The 23856-nt window shown below is 69.7% G+C and carries 17 protein-coding genes and 1 pseudogene; 11 read left to right on the top strand and 7 right to left on the bottom strand.

Annotated features, from left to right (window positions below; genetic code table 11):
• The first annotated feature begins 227 nt into the window (after nucleotides 1-227).
• The gene (locus tag ACIPK3_RS05335; RefSeq protein ID WP_402566674.1) at nucleotides 228-1217 is read left to right on the top strand and encodes a TerC/Alx family metal homeostasis membrane protein; all 990 of its coding nucleotides are present in this window, start codon (nucleotides 228-230) and stop codon (nucleotides 1215-1217) included.
• Nucleotides 1218-1296: 79 nt separating this feature from the next.
• Nucleotides 1297-2397 (top strand): calcium:proton antiporter, encoded by a 1101-nt coding sequence (locus ACIPK3_RS05340; protein WP_402566675.1) that lies wholly within the window; start codon nucleotides 1297-1299, stop codon nucleotides 2395-2397.
• 40 nt (nucleotides 2398-2437) lie between these two features.
• On the opposite strand, the gene ACIPK3_RS05345 is transcribed toward ACIPK3_RS05340, so the two are convergent.
• Nucleotides 2438-3709 (bottom strand): MFS transporter, encoded by a 1272-nt coding sequence (locus ACIPK3_RS05345; protein ID WP_402566862.1) that lies wholly within the window; start codon nucleotides 3707-3709, stop codon nucleotides 2438-2440.
• 242 nt (nucleotides 3710-3951) lie between these two features.
• Here ACIPK3_RS05345 and aroQ point away from each other — a divergent pair, with 242 nt between their 5' ends.
• The gene (gene aroQ / locus ACIPK3_RS05350) at nucleotides 3952-4425 is read left to right on the top strand and encodes a type II 3-dehydroquinate dehydratase (protein WP_402566676.1); all 474 of its coding nucleotides are present in this window, start codon (nucleotides 3952-3954) and stop codon (nucleotides 4423-4425) included.
• A 278-nt stretch (nucleotides 4426-4703) separates the two neighbouring features.
• Here the strand turns inward: aroQ and ACIPK3_RS05355 are convergent, their stop codons facing one another.
• Nucleotides 4704-5360, bottom strand: coding sequence for an MBL fold metallo-hydrolase (locus ACIPK3_RS05355; protein WP_402566677.1), 657 nt, complete (start codon nucleotides 5358-5360; stop codon nucleotides 4704-4706).
• A 91-nt stretch (nucleotides 5361-5451) separates the two neighbouring features.
• Nucleotides 5452-6141, bottom strand: coding sequence for a maleylpyruvate isomerase family mycothiol-dependent enzyme (locus tag ACIPK3_RS05360; protein WP_402566678.1), 690 nt, complete (start codon nucleotides 6139-6141; stop codon nucleotides 5452-5454).
• A 224-nt stretch (nucleotides 6142-6365) separates the two neighbouring features.
• Between ACIPK3_RS05360 and uvrA the strand changes: the two genes are divergently transcribed.
• Complete coding sequence (gene uvrA / locus ACIPK3_RS05365) at nucleotides 6366-9389, top strand: excinuclease ABC subunit UvrA (RefSeq protein WP_402566679.1); 3024 nt, start codon at nucleotides 6366-6368, stop codon at nucleotides 9387-9389.
• Between the two features lie 159 nt (nucleotides 9390-9548).
• Here the strand turns inward: uvrA and ACIPK3_RS05370 are convergent, their stop codons facing one another.
• Nucleotides 9549-10472: a carbohydrate kinase gene (locus tag ACIPK3_RS05370; protein ID WP_402566680.1), complete on the bottom strand. Its 924-nt coding sequence runs from the start codon at nucleotides 10470-10472 to the stop codon at nucleotides 9549-9551.
• A 3-nt stretch (nucleotides 10473-10475) separates the two neighbouring features.
• Nucleotides 10476-11540: a LacI family DNA-binding transcriptional regulator gene (locus ACIPK3_RS05375; protein WP_402566681.1), complete on the bottom strand. Its 1065-nt coding sequence runs from the start codon at nucleotides 11538-11540 to the stop codon at nucleotides 10476-10478.
• Between the two features lie 179 nt (nucleotides 11541-11719).
• On the opposite strand from ACIPK3_RS05375, the gene ACIPK3_RS05380 reads away from it, so the two are divergent.
• Together ACIPK3_RS05380 and ACIPK3_RS05385 are read left to right on the top strand one after the other, a co-directional pair.
• A complete protein-coding gene (locus ACIPK3_RS05380; RefSeq protein WP_402566682.1) occupies nucleotides 11720-12160 on the top strand; it encodes a Rieske (2Fe-2S) protein in 441 nt (146 codons plus the stop codon).
• A 94-nt stretch (nucleotides 12161-12254) separates the two neighbouring features.
• Nucleotides 12255-12743: a hypothetical protein gene (locus ACIPK3_RS05385; protein ID WP_402566683.1), complete on the top strand. Its 489-nt coding sequence runs from the start codon at nucleotides 12255-12257 to the stop codon at nucleotides 12741-12743.
• Here ACIPK3_RS05385 and ACIPK3_RS05390 read toward each other — a convergent pair.
• A pseudogene (locus ACIPK3_RS05390) lies at nucleotides 12732-13935 on the bottom strand (IS110 family transposase). The gene ACIPK3_RS05385 and the pseudogene ACIPK3_RS05390 sit on opposite strands and share 12 nt — an antisense overlap.
• Nucleotides 13936-14222: 287 nt before the next feature.
• Complete coding sequence (locus ACIPK3_RS05395; protein WP_402566684.1) at nucleotides 14223-15170, bottom strand: hypothetical protein; 948 nt, start codon at nucleotides 15168-15170, stop codon at nucleotides 14223-14225.
• A gap of 436 nt (nucleotides 15171-15606) precedes the next feature.
• Here ACIPK3_RS05395 and uvrC point away from each other — a divergent pair, with 436 nt between their 5' ends.
• The 5 genes from uvrC to ACIPK3_RS05420 all read left to right on the top strand — a co-directional run bounded on the left by uvrC (nucleotide 15607) and on the right by ACIPK3_RS05420 (nucleotide 23812).
• The gene (gene uvrC / locus ACIPK3_RS05400; RefSeq protein ID WP_402566685.1) at nucleotides 15607-17667 is read left to right on the top strand and encodes an excinuclease ABC subunit UvrC; all 2061 of its coding nucleotides are present in this window, start codon (nucleotides 15607-15609) and stop codon (nucleotides 17665-17667) included.
• Nucleotides 17664-18665: an RNase adapter RapZ gene (gene rapZ / locus ACIPK3_RS05405; RefSeq protein WP_402566686.1), complete on the top strand. Its 1002-nt coding sequence runs from the start codon at nucleotides 17664-17666 to the stop codon at nucleotides 18663-18665. Before uvrC ends, rapZ begins: the two co-directional genes overlap by 4 nt.
• Complete coding sequence (gene yvcK / locus ACIPK3_RS05410) at nucleotides 18662-19729, top strand: uridine diphosphate-N-acetylglucosamine-binding protein YvcK (RefSeq protein WP_402566687.1); 1068 nt, start codon at nucleotides 18662-18664, stop codon at nucleotides 19727-19729. Before rapZ ends, yvcK begins: the two co-directional genes overlap by 4 nt.
• Nucleotides 19720-20709, top strand: coding sequence for a DNA-binding protein WhiA (gene whiA / locus ACIPK3_RS05415; protein ID WP_402566688.1), 990 nt, complete (start codon nucleotides 19720-19722; stop codon nucleotides 20707-20709). Before yvcK ends, whiA begins: the two co-directional genes overlap by 10 nt.
• Before the next feature lie 148 nt (nucleotides 20710-20857).
• Nucleotides 20858-23812, top strand: a complete 2955-nt coding sequence (locus ACIPK3_RS05420; RefSeq protein ID WP_402566689.1) for a M14 family zinc carboxypeptidase — start codon at nucleotides 20858-20860, stop codon at nucleotides 23810-23812.
• The last annotated feature ends 44 nt before the right edge of the window (nucleotides 23813-23856 follow it).

Raw genomic sequence — 23856 nt, forward strand, 5'->3', positions numbered from 1 at the left:
TTTTGGTCTTACCTTTACCAAACGCTTTACCTTTCCTTGGTGATTGGGGTACTGTTTTCCGCACGGAGGGGAGTACTCCCTGACTGCTACAGCCTGCTGCGGCGTGCCCGTCAATACGGATCGGACCGATCCCGGGGCGCCGGCCCATCTCGGGTGGAAGAGACCTCCGGTAGCGGCGACGCTGAAGTGTTCGCCGATAAGTACTGCTACGTACTGCCGGAGGAGCAATGGACGTTTCGGTGACCCTGTGGGTCCTCACCATCGTGGGCCTCGCCGCCCTCATCGCGGTCGACTTCCTGATCGGGCGCAAACCCCATGACGTGTCGGTCAAGGAGGCGGGGATCTGGACCGTCGTCTGGATCGTCCTGGCGGGGCTCTTCGGCCTCGGCCTGCTCTTCTTCGCCGGTGGCCAGCCCGCCGGAGAATTCTTCGCGGGGTTCATCACCGAGAAGTCGCTGAGCGTCGACAACCTCTTCGTCTTCGTCCTGATCATGGCCAAGTTCGCGGTTCCCTCGCAGTACCAGCAGCGTGTGCTGCTCGTCGGGGTGCTGATAGCCCTGGTCCTGCGCGCGGTGTTCATCGCCGCGGGAGCCGCGATCATCGCCAGCTTCTCGTGGGTCTTCTACATCTTCGGCGCCTTCCTGATCTGGACCGCCTGGAAGCTGATCCAGGAGGCCCGAACCGAGGAGGCGGAGGAGGAGTACGAGGAGAACAAGCTGCTCAAGGCCGCAGAGCGCAGGTTCGGCGTGGCCGACCGCTACCACGGCACCAAGCTGTGGATCCAGCAGAACGGCAAGCGCGTGATGACGCCGATGCTGGTCGTCATGCTCGCGATCGGCACCACGGACGTGCTCTTCGCCCTCGACTCGATTCCCGCGATCTTCGGACTGACGCAGGACCCGTACATCGTTTTCACGGCCAACGCCTTCGCCCTGATGGGCCTGAGGCAGCTGTACTTCCTCATCGGCGGACTGCTCAAGAAGCTGGTGCACCTGTCGTACGGCCTGTCGGTCATTCTCGGCTTCATCGGCGTCAAGCTGATACTGCACGCGCTGCACGAGTCCGGGGTCCACGTTCCGGAGATCAGCATCCCGGTCTCGCTGGGTGTGATCGGCGGAGTCCTGATCGTCACCACGATCACCAGCCTGCTGGCGTCCCGGAGGCAGGCGGCGCGGGCGGCCGACGAGAACGCTCCGAAGGACAGCGTCGGAACCTGACGGTCGGTCTCCGGGGCAGGATCCTGGAACAGGAAAGGACCGGAATGCGAACCCCGTACGCCTCTGACACCATCGCAGCATGATCACTCGGCTCGGGTCGCTCACCAGCCGGTGGGCGACCCTCGTGCCGGTGCTCGCAGTCGTCCTGCTGGTCCTCACTTGGGGGCGCCGCCTTCCCGGTGGAGGCGTGGCGCTCGTGACGGTGGTTCTCGCCGGGGCGGTGCTGGCCGCCGTCCACCACGCCGAAGTGGTGGCCCACCGGGTGGGGGAACCCTTCGGCTCCCTGGTCCTCGCCGTCGCCGTCACGATCATCGAGGTGGCCCTGATCGTCACGCTCATGGTCGACGGCGGCGACAAGAGCGCCACGCTGGCCAGGGACACGGTCTTCGCGGCCGTGATGATCACCTGCAACGGTGTGGTCGGCCTGTGCCTCCTCGTCGCCTCGCTCCGCCACGGCACCGCCGTCTTCAACCCCGAGGGCACCGGCGCGGCGCTCGCGACCGTGGCGACCCTGGCCACGCTCAGCCTCGTTCTGCCGTCTTTCACCACCAGCAAGCCGGGGCCGCAGTTCTCCGGCGCACAGCTCACCTTCGCGGCGCTGACCTCACTGATCCTGTACGGGCTGTTCGTGGCCACTCAGACGGTGCGCCACCGCGACTACTTCCTGCCCATCACCCGACAGGGCGAGGTGATCACCGTGGACACCCACGCGGCGGCCCCGTCCGCCCGCACCGCCTGGATCAGCCTCGGTCTGCTGGGCCTCGCCCTGATCGGTGTGGTCGGTCTGGCGAAGGGCGTCTCGCCCGCCATCGAGTCGGGTGTGGCGGCCGCCGGTCTGAACCAGGCCGTCGTCGGCGTGATCATCGCGTTGCTCGTGCTGCTGCCGGAGACGATCGCCGCGCTGCGCTCGGCCCGCCGCGACCGGGTGCAGACCAGCCTCAACCTCGCGCTCGGTTCGGCGATGGCCAGCATCGGCCTGACCATCCCCGTCGTCGCGCTCGCCTCCATCTGGCTCTCCGGGCCACTGATCCTCGGTCTCGGGCCCACCCATATGCTGCTGTTCGCCCTCACCATCGTGGTCAGCTCCCTGACAGTCGTACCGGGACGCGCCACACCACTCCAGGGCGGTGTGCACCTGGTGCTGTTCGCCGCCTATCTGGAACTGGCCGTCAACCCGTGACGGCAGTCGGCGGCGGGTCGTGGGACTGCGGGATCACGGCTCATCCAGTGGCTGGTTCCACCGCCGCCACCGGCACCGGGCGGGTCTCCGGCAGCAGCGCGAAGCATCCGAGGCTGAACAGGGCGATCACCAACAGGTAGGCGCCCACGGCCCAGGGAACGCGCCCGGCGTGCTCCGTGAGCGCGGTCGCCACGATCGGCGTGAGGGCGCCCCCGAGGACCCCGCCGAGGTTGTACCCGACCGAGGCGCCGGTGCAGCGCACCCGCGGCTCGTACAGTTCCGGCAGGTAGGCGGCGATCACCGCGAACATGGCGATGAACCCGATCAGCGCCCCCAGGAATCCGAGGAACATCAGCAGCGGCTCCGCGGTCCCCAGGAGCGCGACCATGGGGAACACCCATAGCGCGACGGCCGTACAGCCCGCCAGGCACAGCGGCCGCCGCCCGTAGCGGTCGCCGAGCAGTGCCATCAGCGGCGTGAGTGATCCCTTCACCACGACCGCGGCCATGATGCAGATCAGCATGACCGTACGACTCACCCCGAGCCGCTCGGTCCCGTACGCCAGGGACCAGGTCGTCACCGTGTAGAACACCGCGTACCCGATCGTGAGCGCCCCGGCGGTCAGCAACACCAGACGCCAGTGGTGACGTGCGACATCGGCGAGCGGCAGGCGCGCGCGGTCCTCGACCTCCAGGAAGCTGGGACTCTCGGTGAGCGACGACCGCAGCCACAACCCGACCAGGGCCAGCGCCCCGGCCGCCCAGAACGGCACCCGCCATCCCCACTGAGTGAACCGTGCGTCGGACAGCGTCGCCGACAGGGCCAGCATCACACCGTTGGCGAGCACGAAGCCGACGGCGGGCCCGATCTGCGGAAAGCTCGACCACAGCACGCGCCGTCCGGCCGGCGCGTGCTCCGCGGTCAGCAGTGCCGCCCCGCCCCACTCCCCGCCCAGCCCCAGCCCCTGCAGAAAGCGCAGCAGCAGGAGCAGCAGGGGAGCGGCGACGCCGATCGAGTCGTAGGTCGGCACGCAGCCGACCGCCACCGTCGAGACCCCGGTCAGCAGCAGAGAGGCGACGAGCACCGGGCGTCGTCCGTGCCGGTCCCCGATGTGCCCGAACAGCGCCGCCCCGAGCGGCCGGGCGACGAATCCCACGCCGAACGTCCCGAAGGCCGCGAGTGTCCCGGCCGCCGAGGAGAAGGCCGGGAAGAACAGCGGCCCCACGACGAGTGCTGCCGCCGTTCCGTAGGCGAAGAAGTCGTAGAACTCGATCGCGGTCCCGATGAGGGAGGCGGCCGCCAGTCGCAGCATCGAGGGGGCAGGAGCTCTCACAGTGTGTGCATTATGCATACCATTTCAGTTACCCACGGTGAAAATGAGTTATGGGGGCGCACGGGAGTGACACATGGGTCATGTGGCGCGTCGGGAGGCAACAGCGCGTCAGGAGGCCACAGGTGGTGACGATGCTCCTCGCCCTGTCCGCGCACCGTGATAGACCGGGTCCGAGCGGCGGTCCGCATCGACCGCCCCGCCTCGAACGGACCGGAGGAACCGTGCCCCGAAGCCTGGCCAACGCCCCAATCATGATCCTCAACGGGCCCAACCTCAACCTGCTCGGTCAGCGTCAGCCGGAGATCTACGGCAGGGACACGCTCGCCGATGTCGAGGCGATGTGCGCCAAGGCGGCGGCCACGCACGGGGGTTCGGTGGACTTGCGGCAGTCCAATCACGAGGGTCAACTGGTCGACTGGATCCATGAGGCGCGGCTTCACCACTGCGGAATCGTCATCAACCCCGGTGCCTACTCGCACACTTCGGTCGCGATCCTGGATGCGCTGAACACCTGCGACGGCATGCCGGTCGTCGAGGTCCACATCTCCAACATCCACAAACGGGAGTCGTTCCGGCACCACTCCTACGTCTCCCTGCGGGCCGACGGTGTGATCGCGGGCTGCGGCGTGCAGGGGTACGTGTTCGGCGTGGAGCGGGTGGCGGCCATGGTGGGAGCGGCGCAGGCCGACGCGTGAGGCGGAGCGCCTGGGCCGCCGGCCGAGGGCGGGGATCGGAAGGCCGGCGACCCGTACCGCTCAGGAGCCGTCATCCTGCGCGGGGCTGCTTCCAGTTGACCGCGCGGCAACGAGGCCCGGGAGCGCGCACGGAGGATCGGCGCGTGCGAAAAGTTCACACGGGGCGCGTGGATGGAGCTCGCGCCGGTCGTGCGTGGGGATTCTGCGCTGGGGGCGTGAAAAGCGTGCACGCGGGGGCGCGCATGAGAGTCGAGCGCCCCTGAGTGAGCCCCGGCTGCTCACCAACCGCGCGCGTGCCACTCCGACAGGTGCGGTCGTTCGGTGCCGAGCGTGGTGTCGTTGCCGTGGCCCGGGTAGACCCAGGTCTCGTCCGGCAACGCGTCGAAGATCTTCGTCTCGACGTCGTGGATCAGGCTGGCGAACGCCTCGGGGTCCTTGTGCGTGTTGCCAACGCCGCCGGGGAACAGGCAGTCCCCGGTGAAGACGTGCGGATGTCCGTGCGGGTCGTCGTAGACCAGTGCGATCGACCCCGGAGTGTGCCCGACCAGGTGGCGTGCGGTGAGTTCCACGTTCCCGACCCGGATCACGTCACCGTCGTCGACCGGTACGTCGGTCGGCACCGGGATGCCGGCGGCGTCGTCCCGTCCCGCGTACGTACGCGCGCGCGTGGCCGCCACGACCTCGGCGAGCGCCTGCCAGTGGTCGCCGTGCCGGTGCGTGGTGACGACGGACGCGATGCCGTCGTCACCGATCATGCCGAGCAGGGTCCTCGCCTCGTTGGCGGCGTCGATCAGAAGCTGCTCGTCGGTGGCGCGACAGCGCAGCAGATAGGCGTTGTTGTTCATCGGACCCACCGCGATCTTGGTGATCATCAGGTCCTTGAGCTCGTGCACGTCCGCCGGTCCGCCGACCGTCACCTCGCCGCTGTACGTCATGCCGGTCAGCCTATAGCCGGGGGAGTGGCCCGGGGACGTGTCCGCACGCCCCCGGGCTCGCGTCCGTCCGCCTCCGGGCCGGGCCCGTGATCTACAGCGGGGGAAGGGTCGGCAGCGTGCCGTCCTTCACCGTCAGCCCGGACCCGTCGCGGCGTCCGGCGAGCCAGCCGAGGAGGTCGGCGAGTGTCCCCTCCGCCACGACGGGACCGCCGGGAGCCCCGCCGCCGGTGGTCCAGACGTGGCCTCCGCCGGTGGTCAGGCTGGTGGACGGCACGTCCGGGTGTCCACCGAAGCGCTCCGCGAGGAAGTCGATCTCGCGCACCGTGAACTCCTCGGGCAGGTCCTCCAGCTCATACCCGACACCGAGGTCCACGTGGTGCAGTTCGACCTCGATCCAGCGCCGGAACGGCAACCTGGACGCGGAGTCGGTGACGCCGTTGCGCAGTGCCACCGTGCGTGACCAGTCCGCGGGGACGGCTCCTGCCTCCTGGAACCGTGCGGCGCTCTCACGCAGGTCCGCGAGGTGCAGGTCGAGGGTGCGCGGCGCGTCCCGCTCGATGTCCGCGTCCCGGGCCTCGGAGGACGTGTACATCGGGCGCCCCTCCAGAACGTTCACCAGCGCGTCCGCGTTGCGGGCGAGGTGGGCGAGCACATGGCCACGCGTCCAGCCGGGCAGCCGTGACGGCTTTTCGGTGGACGCGTTGTCCAGGGCGGCGGCTGCGGCGAGAAGCCGCTCGGTCGCTTCGTGTACAGACGCCAGGTCACGCTCATGATCAATCATGGCTCCGACCCTAGCTCCGCCACTCCTTCGGGTGAAGGTGATGGACCAGGCCCGCAAATCGAATGTGCGTGCTATATGGTCGGACGTGGCGTCGGGCATGCTGGATGGTCGCGGGTTGTTGTAGCCAACCGGGAATCCGACCGGCGTTGTCAGTGGCTCCCCCTAGTCTGGAAGTGACGGGGGCCCCGCCCCTGTCACTTCTCTCAAGAAAGGTGCGGACCGGCGTGGCCGACCGTCTCATCGTCCGTGGCGCGCGCGAGCACAACCTGAAGAATGTCTCGCTCGACCTGCCACGCGACTCGCTCATCGTCTTCACGGGCCTGTCGGGGTCGGGCAAGTCCTCGCTGGCGTTCGACACGATCTTCGCCGAGGGGCAGCGGCGCTATGTGGAGTCGCTCTCCTCGTACGCCCGCCAGTTCCTCGGCCAGATGGACAAGCCGGACGTGGACTTCATCGAGGGTCTCTCCCCGGCGGTCTCCATCGACCAGAAGTCGACCTCGCGCAATCCGCGCTCGACGGTCGGCACGATCACCGAGGTCTACGACTACCTGCGTCTGCTCTTCGCGCGCATCGGCAAGCCGCACTGTCCCGAGTGCCGCCGCCCCATCTCCCGGCAGTCACCGCAGGCCATCGTCGACAAGGTCCTGGAACTGCCGGAAGGCAGCCGGTTCCAGGTGCTGTCCCCGCTGGTCCGCGAACGCAAGGGAGAGTTCGTCGACCTGTTCGCAGACCTCCAGACCAAGGGCTACAGCCGCGCGCGCGTGGACGGCGAGACCATCCAGCTCTCCGAGCCGCCCACCCTGAAGAAGCAGGAAAAGCACACCATCGAGGTGGTCGTCGACCGCCTCACGGTGAAGGACTCCGCGAAGCGCCGGCTCACCGACTCCGTGGAGACCGCCCTCGGCCTGTCGGGCGGCATGGTCGTGCTGGACTTCGTCGACCTCCCGGACGGCGACCCAGAGCGCGAGCGCATGTACTCGGAGCATCTGTACTGCCCGTACGACGACCTGTCCTTCGAGGAACTGGAGCCCCGCTCCTTCTCCTTCAACTCACCCTTCGGCGCCTGCCCCGAGTGCACCGGCATCGGCACGCGCATGGAGGTCGACCCGGAGCTGATCGTCCCTGACCAGGACAAGTCGCTGGACGAGGGCGCCATCCACCCCTGGTCGCACGGCCACACCAAGGACTACTTCGGCCGTCTGATCAGCGCCCTCGCCGACGCGCTGGGCTTCCGCACGGACATCCCCTTCGGGGGCCTCCCACAGCGCGCGAAGAAGGCCCTGCTCCACGGTCATAAGACACAGATCGAGGTCCGGTACCGAAACAGGTACGGACGCGAGCGCGTCTACACCACGCCCTTCGAGGGAGCGGTCCCCTTCGTCAAGCGCCGGCACAGCGAGGCCGAGAGCGACGCCAGCCGTGAGCGCTTCGAGGGCTACATGCGCGAGGTGCCCTGCCCCACCTGTCAGGGCTCACGCCTCAAGCCGATCGTCCTCGCCGTCACGATCATGGAGAAGTCGATCGCCGAGGTCTCCGCGATGTCCATCAGCGACTGCGCGGACTTCCTGGGGCAGCTGAAGCTCAGCGCCCGCGACAAGAAGATCGCCGAGCGCGTGCTGAAGGAGGTCAACGAGCGGCTGCGGTTCCTGGTCGACGTCGGCCTGGACTACCTCTCGCTGAACCGTGCCGCGGGCACCCTCTCCGGCGGCGAGGCCCAGCGCATCCGGCTGGCCACACAGATCGGCTCCGGCCTCGTCGGCGTGCTGTACGTGCTGGACGAGCCGTCCATCGGCCTGCACCAGCGCGACAACCACCGGCTGATCGAGACGCTGGTCCGGCTGCGCGACATGGGCAACACGCTCATCGTGGTCGAACACGACGAGGACACCATCAAGGTCGCCGACTGGGTCGTCGACATCGGCCCCGGCGCGGGCGAGCACGGCGGCAAGGTCGTGCACAGCGGCTCCCTCAAGGAACTGCTGGCCAACTCCGAGTCCCAGACCGGCCAGTACCTGTCCGGGAGGAAGGCGATCCCGGTACCCGACATCCGTCGTCCCCTGGACCCGTCCCGCCGCCTCACGGTGCACGGCGCTCGCGAGAACAACCTGCGCGACATCGACGTGTCCTTCCCGCTGGGCGTGTTCACGGCCGTCACGGGCGTGTCCGGATCCGGCAAGTCGACGCTGGTCAACGACATTCTGTACACACACCTGGCCCGAGAACTGAACGGCGCGAGAAACGTCCCCGGCCGTCACACGCGGGTGGACGGCGACGATCTGGTCGACAAGGTCGTGCATGTCGACCAGTCGCCCATCGGTCGGACCCCGCGGTCCAACCCGGCGACCTACACCGGTGTCTTCGACCACGTCCGCAAGCTCTTCGCCGAGACCACCGAGGCGAAGGTCCGCGGCTACCTGCCCGGCCGCTTCTCCTTCAACGTCAAGGGCGGCCGCTGCGAGAACTGCGCGGGCGACGGCACGATCAAGATCGAGATGAACTTCCTCCCGGACGTCTACGTGCCGTGCGAGGTCTGCCACGGTGCCCGCTACAACCGGGAGACCCTGGAGGTCCACTACAAGGGCAAGTCCATCGCCGACGTCCTCAACATGCCGATCGAGGAGGCGACGGGATTCTTCGAGGCCGTCCCGGCGATCTCCCGTCACCTCAGCACGCTGAAGGACGTCGGTCTCGGCTATGTGCGGCTCGGTCAGTCCGCTACCACCCTGTCCGGCGGCGAGGCGCAGCGCGTCAAGCTCGCCAGTGAACTCCAGCGCCGTTCCACCGGCCGCACGGTCTACGTCCTGGACGAGCCGACGACCGGCCTGCACTTCGAGGACATCAGCAAACTGCTGAAGGTCCTGGCCGGTCTGGTCGAGAAGGGCAACACGGTCATCGTCATCGAGCACAACCTCGACGTGATCAAGACCGCCGACTGGATTGTCGACATGGGGCCGGAAGGCGGCGCGGGCGGCGGACTCGTTGTCGCCGAGGGCACGCCGGAGGAGGTGGCCGGGGTTCCGTCGAGCCACACAGGCAAGTTCCTGCGCGAGGTCCTCGACGCCGACCGGATCAGCGACGCGTCCTCGGTGCCCGCCCCGCGCAAGGCGGCCAGAAAGGCGGTCGCCGCCAAGTCGGCGGCGAAGAAGACGGCCACGGCCCGGACCACGGACACCGGGACCGGAAAGGCGGCCGCGGTCACGAAGAAGGCCGCGCCGGCCAAGAAGACGACACGGACGCGCAAGGCGTGAGCCGGACGGACACGTCCTGACAAGTCCTCAGAAAATAGGCGCCCCGCGGGAACTCCTCGCGGGGCGCCGCTCGTTCCACCAACAGCCACCCCGGCACCGCGGTCCGACAGGTCCCGCGCACCGCATGTCCGGCCGAACCTTGACAACAGCATCGAGTAGTCATGAAGGCCGCTGGACGTCCCCGAGTTCAGCGGCGAAGGGCGGCTCCGCCCCCGCCCGCGAGCAGGTCACCGCTGCCGCACGAGCCGCGAACCGCAGCAGCCCCCTCCAGCCGTCGGCGTCCAGACCGGCGAGTGCCCCGGAAGAGAGGGCGTCCCGCGCGGCCAGGCCGTGCAGCAGTGCCGCGTTCACCGTGTCGCCGGCACCGATGGTGTCGACGACCTCGACCTTCTCACCCGGTACGGAGTACTCCGCACCGTCCCCGGTGAAGGCGGTCAGACCGTCGGCGCCCCGGGTGACCACCACGGCCGCAGGTCCCGCGGCCAGCCATTCGCGCGGAGTGCCACCCAGCCACTCGGCGTCCTCCTCGGAGACCTTGAGCAGTGTCACCGACGGCAGCCAGCTCTTGAACCGTGCCCGGTAGGCGTCCGCGTCGGGGATCAGGCCTGCCCGGATGTTCGGGTCGAGCGCGGTGAACAGACCGCGTGCGGCCGCGGTCCGCATCAGCTGCTCGTAGGCGCTCGCCCCCGGTTCCAGGACGAGCGAGCAAGTGCCGAAGGACACCGCGCGCGCCGTGGCGGGGAGGCTGGCGGCGGTGCTGAACAGGCGGTCGGCGGTGCCCTCGACGTAGAAGGAGTAGGCGGCCGAGCCGCTGTCGTCGACGGTGGCGACCGCGAGGGTGGTCGGCTCCATGCCGCGCTGCACACCCGAGACATCCACGCCCGCCCTGCGCAGCCCGTCGAGCAGGGCCTCACCGAACGCGTCCCGCGACACACGGGAGCAGAAGGCCGTCGGGGAGCCAAGGCGGCCGAGCGCCACGGCCGTGTTGTACGGGCCGCCGCCGAGAGCCGGCTGGAGGTCCGTGAGAGCGCCGGCACCCCGCGGTACCAGGTCGATCAGTGCCTCACCGGCGATGACGATCACGAGTCAAGTTCCCTTCCTGGGCGAGACGGCGGCCCTCGTGGGCCGCTCGGGGCAGCCGCACGAGGTGCGGTGGACGAAGGAGCAGGGCAGCCGCAAGGTCCGGGCAGGTCGGTCCGGCGCGGCGAGTCGGTCCAGCAGCACCCGCACGGCCCGGGTGCCGATCTCCCTGCTGGGCTGGGCGACTGCGGTGAGGCGGGGTGAGAACAGGTCCGCCCACGCGAAGTCGTCGAAGCAGCACAGGGCGATGTCGTCCGGCACGGCCAGATCGAGCGCGCGCAGGGCGCGGAGGGCTCCGATGGTCATCGCGTTGTTGGCGGTGACCAGTGCCGTGGGCGGATCGGCCAGGGACAGCAGCACTCGGGTCGCCTGCTCGGCGGGCGCCGACCCGGAGTCGCCGGGGACCACGAGGTGGTCGTCGAGAGGCAGCCCCGCGGCGGCGAGGCCCTGCCGGTAGCCGGTGATCCGTTCGTCGGTGGTGCTGAGCCCCGGCAGGCCGGAGACCAGACCGATCCTGCGGTGGCCCAGTCCGGCGAGATGGGTGACGAGCCGGGTCACCGGTTCGGTGTTCTCGGCGCACACCTGGTCGAAGAGCGGGGCTTCGCCGATGCCGTCGAGGTGGGTGTCGATCACCCGGTCCAGAAACACGGTCGGCACCGAGTGGCGCCCCAGGTAGGCCACCAGCTCCCGCGGATCGGCGGAGGGAGCGACGATCATGCCGTCCACCCGGCGCTCATGGAGCAGCCGCACGACCTCGCGTTCGTGCACGGGGTCGTCGTGCGGGTCGGCGATGAGCAGACTGTAGCCCTGCTCCAGGGCGGCGGCCTCGACACCCTGGACGATCTCCGTGAAGTAGGGGTTGCTGATCGCGGACACCGCGAGCCCGATGGAGCGGGTGCGGGAGGTCACCAGCGAACGGGCGAGCGTGTTGGGCGTGTAGCCCAGCTCGTCGATCGCGTCCAGCACCGCCTGACGAGTGCTCGGCAGCACAGGGCGCGTGCCGTTCAGCACGTGGGAGACGGTCGCCACGGAGACTCCGGCGCTCCGGGCTACGTCGGCCATGGTCGGCATCGTGCTCCTCCGTGGGCCTGGACGGGCCTTCTGGCCGGGAAGGTATCCCATCGCACGGAAGTCGTAAACGTTTACGCAAGCGTTTACGACTCGGTCCGGGCCGTTTACGACTCGGTCCGGGTATCGTCGGCCCGCACCACCCTCCGACCACCCGCACCAGCCCGACCAGTGGAGACCCGATGCCCGGCCGACCCTCGGCCCCCCGATCCTCCGCGAGCCGCCGTGCCGTCCTTCGCGGAGCCGCCGTCACGCCGCTGGCCGGACTTGGTCTCACCGCCTGCTCGGCACCCGGCGGCGTCACCGCGGACGCGACCCCCACCGCGCCGGTCGACCTCGGAGCCGAGAGTGAGGTCGCACAGGGAAGCGCCACGCTGTACCGGGAGCACAACGTGGTCGTCAGCCGAGACCGGGCAGGCACGCTCAAGGCGTACAGCACGATCTGTACGCACGCGGGGTGCCCCATCAACAAACTCCAGGGCACAACCCTGATCTGCCCGTGCCACGGGAGCGAGTTCGACGCCGTGACGGGAAAGGTGGTCCGGGCTCCGGCCACCGAGCCCCTGAACCCGCTGCCGGTCAAGGTCGCCGACGGCAGGATCGTCGCGGGACACGGCGCCTGACCACCGCCGCCGGGGCAGCGGGGGGGGTGCCCCTATGTCTTTGGTCAAGGGAAACGGGGGTGCGTTGCGTCAGGGAGCCGGGCAGCATGGCGGGGTGGCTGATCTGCTGTGGGATGACGTGAGTTCCTTCTTCGACCCGGACTTGATGGGGTCGTTGTCGGACATGCGTGTCCCGGATGCCTCGGTGCAGGACTGGCAGGCGGTCTTAGATCTTGTCGCGGAGAAGGGCTGGAAGTGCCAGTACTCCGAGGGAGAGACGGTGCTTCCGGTGCCTCGGGCGGAGGCCGTGCTGGGCCGCCCGGCGGACGCCGAGTGCCCAAACCTGCGGGTCTGGCCGACTGCCGATGTGCTGGCGATTTTCCGGTTCTATGCCGACGACGAAGTCGACTTCGACGTCGACCTGCGGGAGCTGCAGGGCCAGGATCGACTCGATGTGTTCTGCGGCTTCCTGCGAGAGATCGGAAGGCGGCTGAACAAGCCCGTGCTGATGGATCCGGAAGGCCACTATGGCCATCCCGTGCTCGGCTTTGATGTCGAGGCCGATCGAGTCGTTCTGCTCGCAGACCCGAGGTCAGGTGGCTGAGGCAGACGGCTGCGGTTCGTAGAAGGTTCCGTCGCGGAGCATCGCGAAGAGGACGTCGGCCCTGCGTCTGGCGAGGCAGAGCAGGGCCTGGGTGTGGTGCTTGCCCTGGGCGATCTTCTTGTCGTAGTAGGCCCGGGAGGCCGGGTCGCCGAGGGCGGCGAACGCGGAGAGGAAGAAAGCCCGTTTGAGCTGTTTGTTTCCTCTCCGGGAGGGTTGTTCGCCGCGGATCGACGACCCGGAGCTGCGGGTCGCCGGGGCGAGACCGGCGTAGGCGGCGAGGTGGCCGGCGGTCGGGAAGGTGCTGCCGTCGCCGACCTCGATCAGGATGCGGGCTCCGGTCCTGACGCCGACTCCCGGCATCGAGGTCAGGACCTTCGAAAGAGGGTGGGCGTCCAGGAGTTCCTCGATCCGCCCGGCCAGCAGCTTGCGCTGGTCAAGGACTGAGGCCAAGGATCCGGCCAGGCTCGGGACGATCAGCGTGGCCGCCTCGGTCCCCGGAACGGTGACGGTCTGCTCATCCAACGCGGTGAAGATCTCCTCGACCAGCCGCTCGGCCATCCTCGGCGCCTTCGGCCGTAACAGGGTGACCAGGCGGCGCCGTCCGGCCTTGCGGATCTGGGCCGGAGACCCGAACCGCTCCAACAGAGCCAGCACGGCCGGGTGCTGCAACCGCGGCCCCAGCACCCGCTCCAGCGACGGATGGATCTGGGTCAGCAGGCCGTGCAGCCGGTTCGCGACGCGGGTCGCCTCGCCGGCCAGGTCGTCGTCGAACCCGACGATCATCTCGAGCTCGGCAATCGTCTCGTCCTCGCCGTCGATCGCCCGCAGCGTGTGAGGCATCGCTCGGGACGCATCCGCGATGATGAACGCGTCCCTCGCATCCGTCTTGGCCTCGCCGGGATAGAGATCGGCGATCCGCCGCATCGTCAGCCCCGGTAAGTAGGGCGACTGGGCGGCCCATGTCCCTCGCGACCGCCAGCGGCAGGGCACCGATCGAGGCCGGCTGGTCGACCACGACCAGCACCGTCCCGTGCTTTGTCTGGAGCTTCGCGAACAGCTCGCGGAGCTTGGGCTCGGTGTTGGGCAGCCGCTTGTCGAACGCCTTCTTCCCGGCCGGGGTCACCGCGGTGGCGTGGTGTTCGCCCTTGCCGACGTCCAGGCCGAGGAAGACGTCGATGTCACCGGTGTCGATCACGTGCAGGCTCCTCCATCACGCTTTCGTCCGGCCTCGCCTCGGCACCGAGCTGCCACACCCACGTTACGGAGAGCTTTCCCGGCCCGGGTGAAGCCGGTGCTCAAGCCCCTCATCAGCGGTCCGTCGATGCCTCCGGGCCCGGTGACACCACCCCCCGGATCATCAACAACAAGGGGGGGAAGTCATGCCGGACCCGAAGGCCGGAGGCCCCTTTGCGGAGCCACGAAAACGGTAACGGGGGGGCACTTCCAGTGGGTCACGCCCGGTCGGTCATTCCCGGTCGGTCACTCCCAGTCCCAGGCGATCCCCACGAGGCCCGGCCGGACCCTCGGCTCGACCAGGTGCACCGAGCGGTGTGGCACGCTCAGCGGCAGCTCCCGCCGGCCGCTGCGCGGGGCGGCCGCGGAGTGCTGGGCGAACCGGTGGCAGCGCACCGGCAGTGCCTGCGCGTCGAACCGCACCTGGAGTGCGTACTGGCCCCCGGGAAAGCCGAAGCCGCGCACGTACTCGCGAGAGATTCCGGCCGCGCCGTCCTCGACGCCGTACCTGAAGAGGTAAGTGTCGCCGGACCGCAGCCGGGTGCCGAAGAGCAGTTCGGTGACCAGTACGCCGGTCAGCTGGTCCAGGCGTACACGTCCGGTGCGGCAGTTCTCCAGGGCGCGCACCGTCATGCTCTCCGGTGCGCAGCCCGGCTCGCTGTGGTGGACGGCCACGAAGCGGTCGACGCCGTCCCGGTGAGCCCGCACGATGTGGTGGGACTCGCGGCCCGCCAGTTCACGGCGCGCACCGACGCGTACCCGCTCGTGGTGCCCGATGGTGTGCAGCCCGCCGTCCAGGGTCCAGCCGAGGTCGGCCAGCAGCCGGTCCAGCGTGTCCGAGGCCTCGACCAGGGCGCGGTAGGAGCGGGCCGCCGGGCGTCGCGCGGCCGAGCGCTCGTCGGCCTCGGCCAGCAGCCGGATCAGCGACTCGTCCGGCAGTTGCAGGATCTCCTCCAGAGCCCGCACGGCGCGCAGCGACTCGGGGCGCTGTGGGCGGCGGGCGCCCTGCTGCCAGTAACTCAGACTCGTCACGCCCACTTTGACCCCGTGCCGTGAGAGGTGATGCTGCACGCGCTGGAGCGGCAGGCCGCGGGCGGCGATCGCGGCGCGGAGGGCGACATGGAAGGGGCCGCCCCGCAGGGCCGTGTCCAGTTCCGCGGTGGCGAAGTCCGCGTGCTGTGTGGCGTGCCGCATGCCGAGGGGCCTTTCTGTGAATGATCACTACGGTTGGTCAGACCGTTCACGCGGGCGGGGCCACCCCTGGGGCGCCGGGGCGTCTGCGCGCCCGTACGCCGCGTCCGTACGCCGACGTTCACGGCCTCCCGAGTTCCCCCGCATTGAAGCGTGTTGACCTAGACGCGACAACACCTCCGGTCTGAGCGCGGGGCGTACCTGGCCGAGCCGCGACCCGGCCGGGCGGGGTGCCCGAGCGGGTGCCGTCGTACCCGGGCGGACCCGCGGTTTCCCGGTTCGCCCTTGGGGTGGCCGGCGTTCACAGAGCGCGGCCGAACGCGGGCATTCGGTGACCCGCGAGGTGCCCGGGAGTGGCCGAGATTCGCCCGACCGGGCGGCGGCGGGCGTTGTCCACAGCCCCGCCGGGCTGTCACTGCTCGCCAGTAGGGTGTGAGACATGGCCGACCCCTCCAGCTACCGTCCCAAGCCGGGCGAGATCCCGGACTCTCCCGGGGTGTACCGGTTCCGTGACGAGCACCGCCGGGTGATCTACGTCGGAAAGGCGAAAAGCCTGCGCCAGCGCCTGGCGAACTACTTCCAGGACCTGGCGAGCCTCCACCCGCGCACCCGCACGATGGTCACCACGGCCGCCTCCGTGGAGTGGACGATCGTGTCCACGGAGGTCGAGGCACTCCAGCTGGAGTACTCCTGGATCAAGGAGTACGACCCCCGGTTCAACGTCAAGTACCGCGACGACAAGAGCTACCCGTATCTCGCGGTGACGATGAACGAGGACTACCCGCGTGTTCAGGTGATGCGCGGTCACAAGAAGAAGGGCGTCAGGTACTTCGGCCCCTACGGACACGCCTGGGCGATCCGGGACACGGTCGACCTGCTGCTGCGGGTGTTCCCCGTGCGCACCTGCTCGGCCGGGGTCTTCAAGAACGCCGCCCGCACCGGGCGCCCCTGTCTGCTCGGCTACATCGGCAAGTGCTCGGCGCCCTGCGTGGACCGGGTCTCCGCCGACGACCACCGTGAACTGGCCGAGGAGTTCTGTGACTTCATGGCCGGGCGTACGGGCACATACCTCCGTCGTCTTGAGAAGCGGATGACGGAGGCGGCCGAGGAGATGGAGTACGAGCGGGCCGCCCGCCTGCGCGACGACATCGGGGCGCTGAAGAAGGCCATGGAGAAGAGCGCGGTCGTGCTCGCCGACGCGACCGACGCCGACCTGATCGCCGTCGCCGAGGACGAGCTGGAGGCGGCCGTCCAGATCTTCCATGTGCGCGGCGGCCGGGTGCGCGGTCAGCGCGGCTGGGTGACCGACAAGGTGGAGGAGGTCACCACGGCCGCCCTCGTCGAGCACGCCCTCCAGCAGCTCTACGGCGAGGAGACCGGGGACGCCGTCCCCAAGGAGGTCCTTGTCCCTGCCCTGCCCGAGCCCACCGAGCCGGTCCAGGAATGGCTGACCGGGCGCCGCGGCTCCCAGGTGTCGCTGCGCATCCCGCAGCGCGGCGACAAGCGGGCCCTGATGGAGACCGTCGAACGCAACGCCCAGCAGGCGCTCGCCCTGCACAAGACCAAGCGCGCCTCCGACCTCACCACCCGCTCGCGCGCGCTGGAGGAGATCGCGGACGCCCTCGACCTGGACAGCGCCCCCCTCCGGATCGAGTGCTACGACATCTCCCACCTCCAGGGCGACGACGTCGTGGCCTCCATGGTCGTCTTCGAGGACGGCCTCCAGCGCAAGAACGAGTACCGCCGCTTCCAGATCAAGGGCTTCGCGGGCCAGGACGACGTCCGTTCCATGCACGAGGTGATCACCCGCCGTTTCCGCCGCTACCTCGCGGAGAAGGAGCGGACGGGCGAATGGGTGGAGGACGACGCCGAGCCCGACGGCCTCGGCGGCACCGGCCTCAAGGACGACGACGGCCGTCCCAAGAAGTTCGCCTACCCGCCCCAGCTCGTGGTGGTGGACGGGGGCCGGCCGCAGGTCGCGGCCGCCCGGCGGGCCCTCGACGAGCTGGGCATCGACGACATCGCCGTCTGCGGCCTCGCCAAGCGCCTGGAGGAGGTCTGGCTGCCGGACGACGACGACCCGGTCGTGCTGCCGCGCACCAGCGAGGGCCTCTATCTGCTCCAGCGAGTCCGGGACGAGGCTCACCGTTTCGCCATCACCTACCAGCGGACCAAGCGCGCCAAACGCTTCCGGGCGGGCCCCCTGGACGATGTGCCCGGTCTCGGGGAGACCCGGAAGCAGGCACTGATCAAGCACTTCGGTTCGGTGAAGAAGCTGCGATCCGCCACAATCGAGCAGATCCAGGAAGTGCCGGGAATAGGCCGGAAGACGGCCGAGACCATCGCGGCGACCCTCGCCCGGCTGGCCCCGGCCGTACCCGCCGTGAACACGGCGACCGGAGAGATCATTGAGGAAGAGGAACCCGAAACGACGGCGGATTCCTCGGGAGAGCCCGTGACCGCGGGCGTCCCGGACGAACGACGGCGGCAGGAGCCATGACCGAGCACGATGCACAGCCCACGCCGGAACGAGATCAGGCCCATGGGGCAGCGGGCCCGGACCAGCCGCGGGAAGCGGTCCAGGAAAACGGAGCACAGGTGAGTACGGACGTCACACAGGCCGGGGTCCCCGAGGCGGCAATCCCCGAGCTGGTGATCATCTCCGGCATGTCCGGAGCCGGCCGCTCGACGGCCGCCAAGTGTCTGGAGGACCTCGGCTGGTTCGTTGTCGACAACCTTCCACCCGCGCTCATTCCCACCATGGTGGAGCTGGGCGCCCGGTCCCAGGGCAATGTGGCGCGGATCGCGGTCGTCGTCGACGTGCGCGGCCGTCGCTTCTTCGACAACCTGCGCGAATCCCTCGCCGACCTCGACTCCAGAGCCGTCACCCGGCGCATCGTCTTCCTGGAGTCGTCCGACGACGCCCTGGTGCGCCGCTTCGAGTCCGTGCGCCGCCCGCACCCCCTCCAGGGCGACGGCCGAATCGTCGACGGCATCGCCGCCGAGCGGGAACTGCTGCGCGAGCTGCGCGGGGACGCCGACCTGGTGATCGACACCTCCAGTCTCAACGTGCACGAGCTGCGCGCCAAGATGGATGCCCAGTTCGCGGGCGAGGAGGAGCCCGAGCTGCGGGCCACCGTGATGTCCTTCGGCTTCAAGTACGGTCTCCCGGTCGATGCCGACCTGGTCGCGGACATGCGGTTCCTGCCCAACCCGCACTGGGTCCCGGAGCTGCGCCCGTACACCGGCCTCAACGAGGAGGTGGCCGCCTATGTCTTCAACCAGCCGGGTGCGAAGGAGTTCCTCGACCGGTATGCCGAACTGCTTCGTCTGATCGCGGCCGGCTACCGGCGTGAGGGCAAGCGCTATGTGACCATCGCGATCGGTTGCACGGGGGGCAAGCACCGCTCGGTGGCGATGTCGGAGAAGCTCGCCGCGCGGCTCGCGGCCGAGGGTGTGGAGACGGTGGTCGTGCACCGGGACATGGGACGGGAATGACGGAACGAACTCCGCGGCTGACCAGGCTGCGTCGGATGGCGCCCGAGGCACGCGCCGGGCGTCCCGCCGAAGCGCGCGGCGCCCGCCCGCGCCGCCGCGGCGCGCAGCCCAAGGTGGTCGCGCTCGGCGGCGGCATGGGGCTGTCCGCCTCGCTCGCCGCGCTGCGCCGGATCACGGGTGACCTCACCGCCGTCGTCACCGTGGCCGACGACGGCGGATCCAGCGGGCGCCTGCGCGACGAGCTGGGCGTGCTGCCACCGGGCGACCTGCGCAAGGCGCTGGCCGCGCTGTGCGGCGACGACGACTGGGGCCAGACCTGGGCCCGGGTCATCCAGCACCGGTTCCACTCGCAGGGGGACCTGCACGACCACGCGGTCGGCAATCTGCTGATCGTCGCCCTGTGGGAGCAGCTCGGCGACCATGTGCAGGCTCTCGACCTGGTCGGCAAGCTGCTCGGCGCGCATGGGCGGGTGCTGCCCATGTCCGCCGTCCCGCTGGAGCTCCAGGCCCTGGTCAAGGGGCACGATCCGGCCAGGCCGGAGGAAGTGGAGACGGTCCTCGGCCAGGCGACCGTCGCCCTCACTCCCGGCGAGGTGCAGTCCGTCCACCTGGTGCCGCACGACCCGCCCGCCGTGCCCGAGGCCGTCGAGGCGGTCCTGGACGCCGACTGGGTGGTGCTCGGTCCCGGCTCCTGGTTCTCGTCGGTGATCCCGCACCTGCTCGTCCCGGAGCTGTTGGACGCTCTCACCCAGACCAAGGCCCGCCGGGTACTCTCGCTGAACCTGGCCCCGCAGCCCGGCGAAACCGAAGGGTTCTCCCCGCAGCGTCATTTGGAGGTTTTGGGGCGACACGCCCCTAAACTCGCCCTGGACGTGGTTCTGGCCGACGAGGCCGCCGTGCCCGACCGCGACTCGCTCACCGAGGCCGCCAAGCGACTCGGAGCCGCGGTGGAGCTGGCGACCGTGGCCCGGACCGACGGTTCCCCCCGGCACGACCCGGAGCTGTTGGCCGCCGCGTACGACCGTATTTTTCGGATGCATGGAAGGATCGGCCCATGGCGATGACGCCGGCGGTGAAGGACGAGATCTCCCGGCTCCCCGTCACGCGGACCTGCTGCAGAAAGGCCGAGGTCTCCGCCATTCTGCGGTTTGCCGGCGGCCTCCACCTGGTGAGCGGGCGCATCGTGATCGAGGCGGAGCTGGACACCGCGATGGCGGCTCGACGCCTCAAGCGGGACATCCTGGAGATCTTCGGCCACAGCTCCGAGCTGATTGTGATGGCGCCCGGCGGACTGCGCCGCGGCTCGCGGTACGTCGTGCGCGTCGTCGCGGGCGGCGACCAGCTGGCCCGGCAGACGGGGCTCGTGGACGGCCGGGGGCGCCCGATTCGGGGCCTGCCCCCGCAGGTGGTCTCCGGTGCCACGTGCGACGCGGAGGCGGCCTGGCGCGGTGCCTTCCTGGCACACGGCTCGCTCACCGAGCCCGGACGCTCCTCCTCCCTGGAGGTGACCTGCCCCGGCCCGGAGGCGGCGCTCGCCCTGGTCGGTGCCGCCCGTCGGCTGTCGATCGCGGCGAAGGCCCGTGAGGTGCGCGGCGTCGACCGGGTCGTCGTCCGCGACGGTGACGCGATCGGCGCCCTGCTGACCCGGCTCGGCGCGCACGAGTCCGTGCTGGCCTGGGAGGAGCGCCGGATGCGGCGCGAGGTCCGGGCCACGGCCAACCGGCTCGCCAACTTCGACGACGCCAACCTGCGCCGTTCCGCGCGGGCGGCCGTCGCCGCCGGTGCCCGGGTCCAGCGTGCCCTGGAGATCCTCGCCGACGAGGTGCCCGAGCACCTCGCGGCCGCGGGCCGGCTGCGCATGGAGCACAAGCAGGCCTCCCTGGAGGAGCTGGGGGCCCTCGCGGACCCGCCGCTCACCAAGGACGCCGTGGCGGGCCGTATCCGCCGTCTGCTGGCCATGGCCGACAAGCGCGCCTCCGACCTGGGTATCCCGGGCACGGAGGCCAACCTCTCCGAGGAGCTGGCCGACAATCTGGCCGGCTGACGAGTAGCGGTCAACTTGCCGGTGCCGGTGCCCTGTTGGGTACCGGCACCGGCGTTTGCGCATTCGTGAGGCGCCCTTGACTCGATCAAGGTCTGTCATGAGCCTGGCATGTGTTCGCTGCTGCGGCGAACCACTGCTAGGGGGGTTCATGAGACACAGAGCGAGATCGATCCTCGCTGTCGGCGCGCTCCTGCTCGGCGGAGCGAGCCTCGCACCCATAGCCCAGGCACAGAACGGAAGTCCCGGCGACACCGACCCCGACCAGGTCAGGGTCTACCGGGCCGACGTCACCCGGAATCAGGTGCCCCTGCTCCTCAAGGCGGGCCAGGACGGCCAGGAGCTGGGCGAGAAGGTCACCGGAAGCGGTACGGCCGCCGTCGAGGTCTACCTCACCGACAGTCAGGCCAGGAAACTGCGCAAGCAGGGCGTCGCCCTCACCGAACACACCCTGTCGGCCAAGGCGGAGACACGCGTCGAGGACGCGGCGCAGGGCGTGTTCCGCCCCTACAGCGGCAGTGGCGGGCTGAAGGAGGAGGTGATCAGGGCGGGCCAGGCCAACCCCGGCCTCGCCAAGGTCGAGTCCATCGGCAAGACCGTCGGCGGCCAGGACATCCTCGCGCTCAAACTGACCAGGAACGCCAGGAAGTCCAAGGACGGCTCCAAGCCCTCCGTCCTCTACATGTCCAACCAGCACGCGCGAGAATGGATCACGCCGGAGATGACCCGGCGGTTGATGCACTACTACCTGGACAACTACAAGACGGACAAGCGAGTCAAGAAGATCGTCGACTCGACCGAGCTGTGGTTCGTCCTGTCGGCCAACCCCGACGGCTACGACCACACCTTCCAGGGCCCCGCCACCCGCCAGTGGCGCAAGAACCTGCGGGACGTCAACGGCGACGGTGTCATCTCCACCGGCGACGGCGTCGACCTCAACCGCAACTTCGCCTACAAGTGGGGCTACGACGACGAGGGCTCGTCCCCCAACCCGACCAGCGAGACCTACCGCGGCGCGGGTCCGGGTTCCGAGCCCGAGACACGGGCGCTGGACGCCTTCGAGAAGCGCGTCGGCTTCAGCTACGGCATCAACTACCACTCGGCCGCCGAACTGCTCCTCTACGGTGTCGGCTGGCAGGTGGCCACCCCGACCCCGGACGACGTCGCCTACAAGGCGCTCGCGGGCACCCCGGACAACCCGGCGATCCCCGGCTACCACTCGCAGATCTCCTCGGAGCTGTACACCACCAACGGCGAGGCCGACGGGCACGCGTCCAACGTCAACGGCATGTCGATGTTCACCCCCGAGATGTCGACCTGCCAGACGGCGTCGAACCTCGACCCCGACGACGCCTGGAAGGCCTCCGACTGCCGGTCGGTCTTCACCTTCCCGGACGACGAGAAGCTGATCCAGCAGGAGTTCGCGAAGAACGTCCCGTTCGCGCTCTCGGTCGCCGAGACCGCCGCCCACCCCGACCAGCCGGTCTCCTCGGTCGGCCTGAGCGCCGCCGACTTCACCCCGGCGACGTTCTCCACGTCGTACTCGCGCGGCGCCGACCAGCGGATCGCGGTCGTCGTACGGAAGGCCGTGCGCGACAAGGAGCTCAAGTACCGCGTCAACGGCGGCCGCGTGCGGGGCCAGGCACTGAAGCCCTGGAAGGGCGGTGCGGTCTACGGCGGTGAGGACAACCTCTACTTCGACGAGTACCGGGCCAAGGTCCGCGGCGGCGCGCCGGGCGACAAGGTCGAGGTGTGGTTCACCGGCGAGACCAGGAACGGCAAGAAGGTCTCCGGCCCGCACTTCACCTACACCGTCGCCGAACGGCCGAAGGCGGACACCCTCGTGGTCGCCGAGGAGGGCGCGGCCGCGACACAGGCCCAGACCTACGTGGACGCGTTGAAGGCCAACGGCCATCGGGCCATCGTCTGGGACGTCGCAACCCAGGGCGCGCCCGACGCGCTCGGCGTGCTCGGGCACTTCGGGACCGTCGTCCACTACTCGGGCGCGAACGGCCCCGGCAACGACACCCAGATCCAGCTGCGCGCCTACCTCAACGAGGGCGGCCGGCTCATCGAGGCGGGCGAACTCGCGGGCGGCAGCGTACGCCTCGCCGACGGCACCCCGTCGAACGACTTCAGCCAGTACTACCTGGGTGCCTACTCGCGCACCTCGATCCCGGGCGCGACCGGCTTCGCCGGTTCCGGCGGCCTCGGCGGCTTCACCGGAGCCCTCGGTGACGCGCCGGGCAACCCGCTCGACAAGGCCGGCACCTACAGCGTCACCTCCGACGAGCTGGCCGTGGACCGGTACCCGCAGTTCGCCAGCGCGGGCGCCGGCCAGTTCGCCGGGACGGTCAACCCGTACGGGCCGTACTCCGGCTCCTACATGGCCGCCGCGGTGCACACCGACGACGCCTACAAGCGTCTCAGCCGCACCATCGACCTCACCGGCGTGAGCGCGGCCGACAAGCCGTCCCTCAGCACCCGGCTCCAGTGGGACACCGAACCCGGCTACGACCACGCGGTCGTCGAGGCGCACACCGTCGGCGCCGACGACTGGACGACCCTCGCGGAGACGGGCGGGGCCACCAGGACCACCGTGCCGTCGGAGTGCGGGGCCGGTTTCCTGATCGGCGAGCACCCCTGGCTGAACCACTACCTGACGATCACCGGCGGCGACTGCGCGGCGACCGGTACCACCGGTTCCTGGAACAGCCTCACCGGCAGCTCCGCGGGCTGGCGGCAGACGGCCTTCGACCTCAGCGCCTACGCCGGCAAGTCCGTAGAGGTCTCGATCAGTTACATCACCGACCCGAGCTCCGGCGGGCACGGTGTCCTCGCGGACGACGCCTCGCTCGTCGTCGGCGGCACCGCGAAGGACACCGACGGCTTCGAGACGTCCCTGGGCGCCTGGACCGCGGCCGGACCGCCCCTGGGCAGCCCCGGGGTCCTGAAGGACTGGGCGCGCACGGGTGCCCTGTTCAAGACGTACGGAGCGGTCACCACGAAGGACACCGTGCTGCTGGGCTTCGGCCTGGAGCAGGTGCCCGCGGCGGCCGACCGTGCGGCACTGCTCGGAAAGGCGCTGACGTCACTCGACAAGTGAGCCGACCCGCTCACGAACGAGTGACAACACCGTTGTAAGCCACC

The organism is Streptomyces sp. NPDC086787, from assembly GCF_044745865.1.
Classification (GTDB): Bacteria; Actinomycetota; Actinomycetes; order Streptomycetales; family Streptomycetaceae; genus Streptomyces.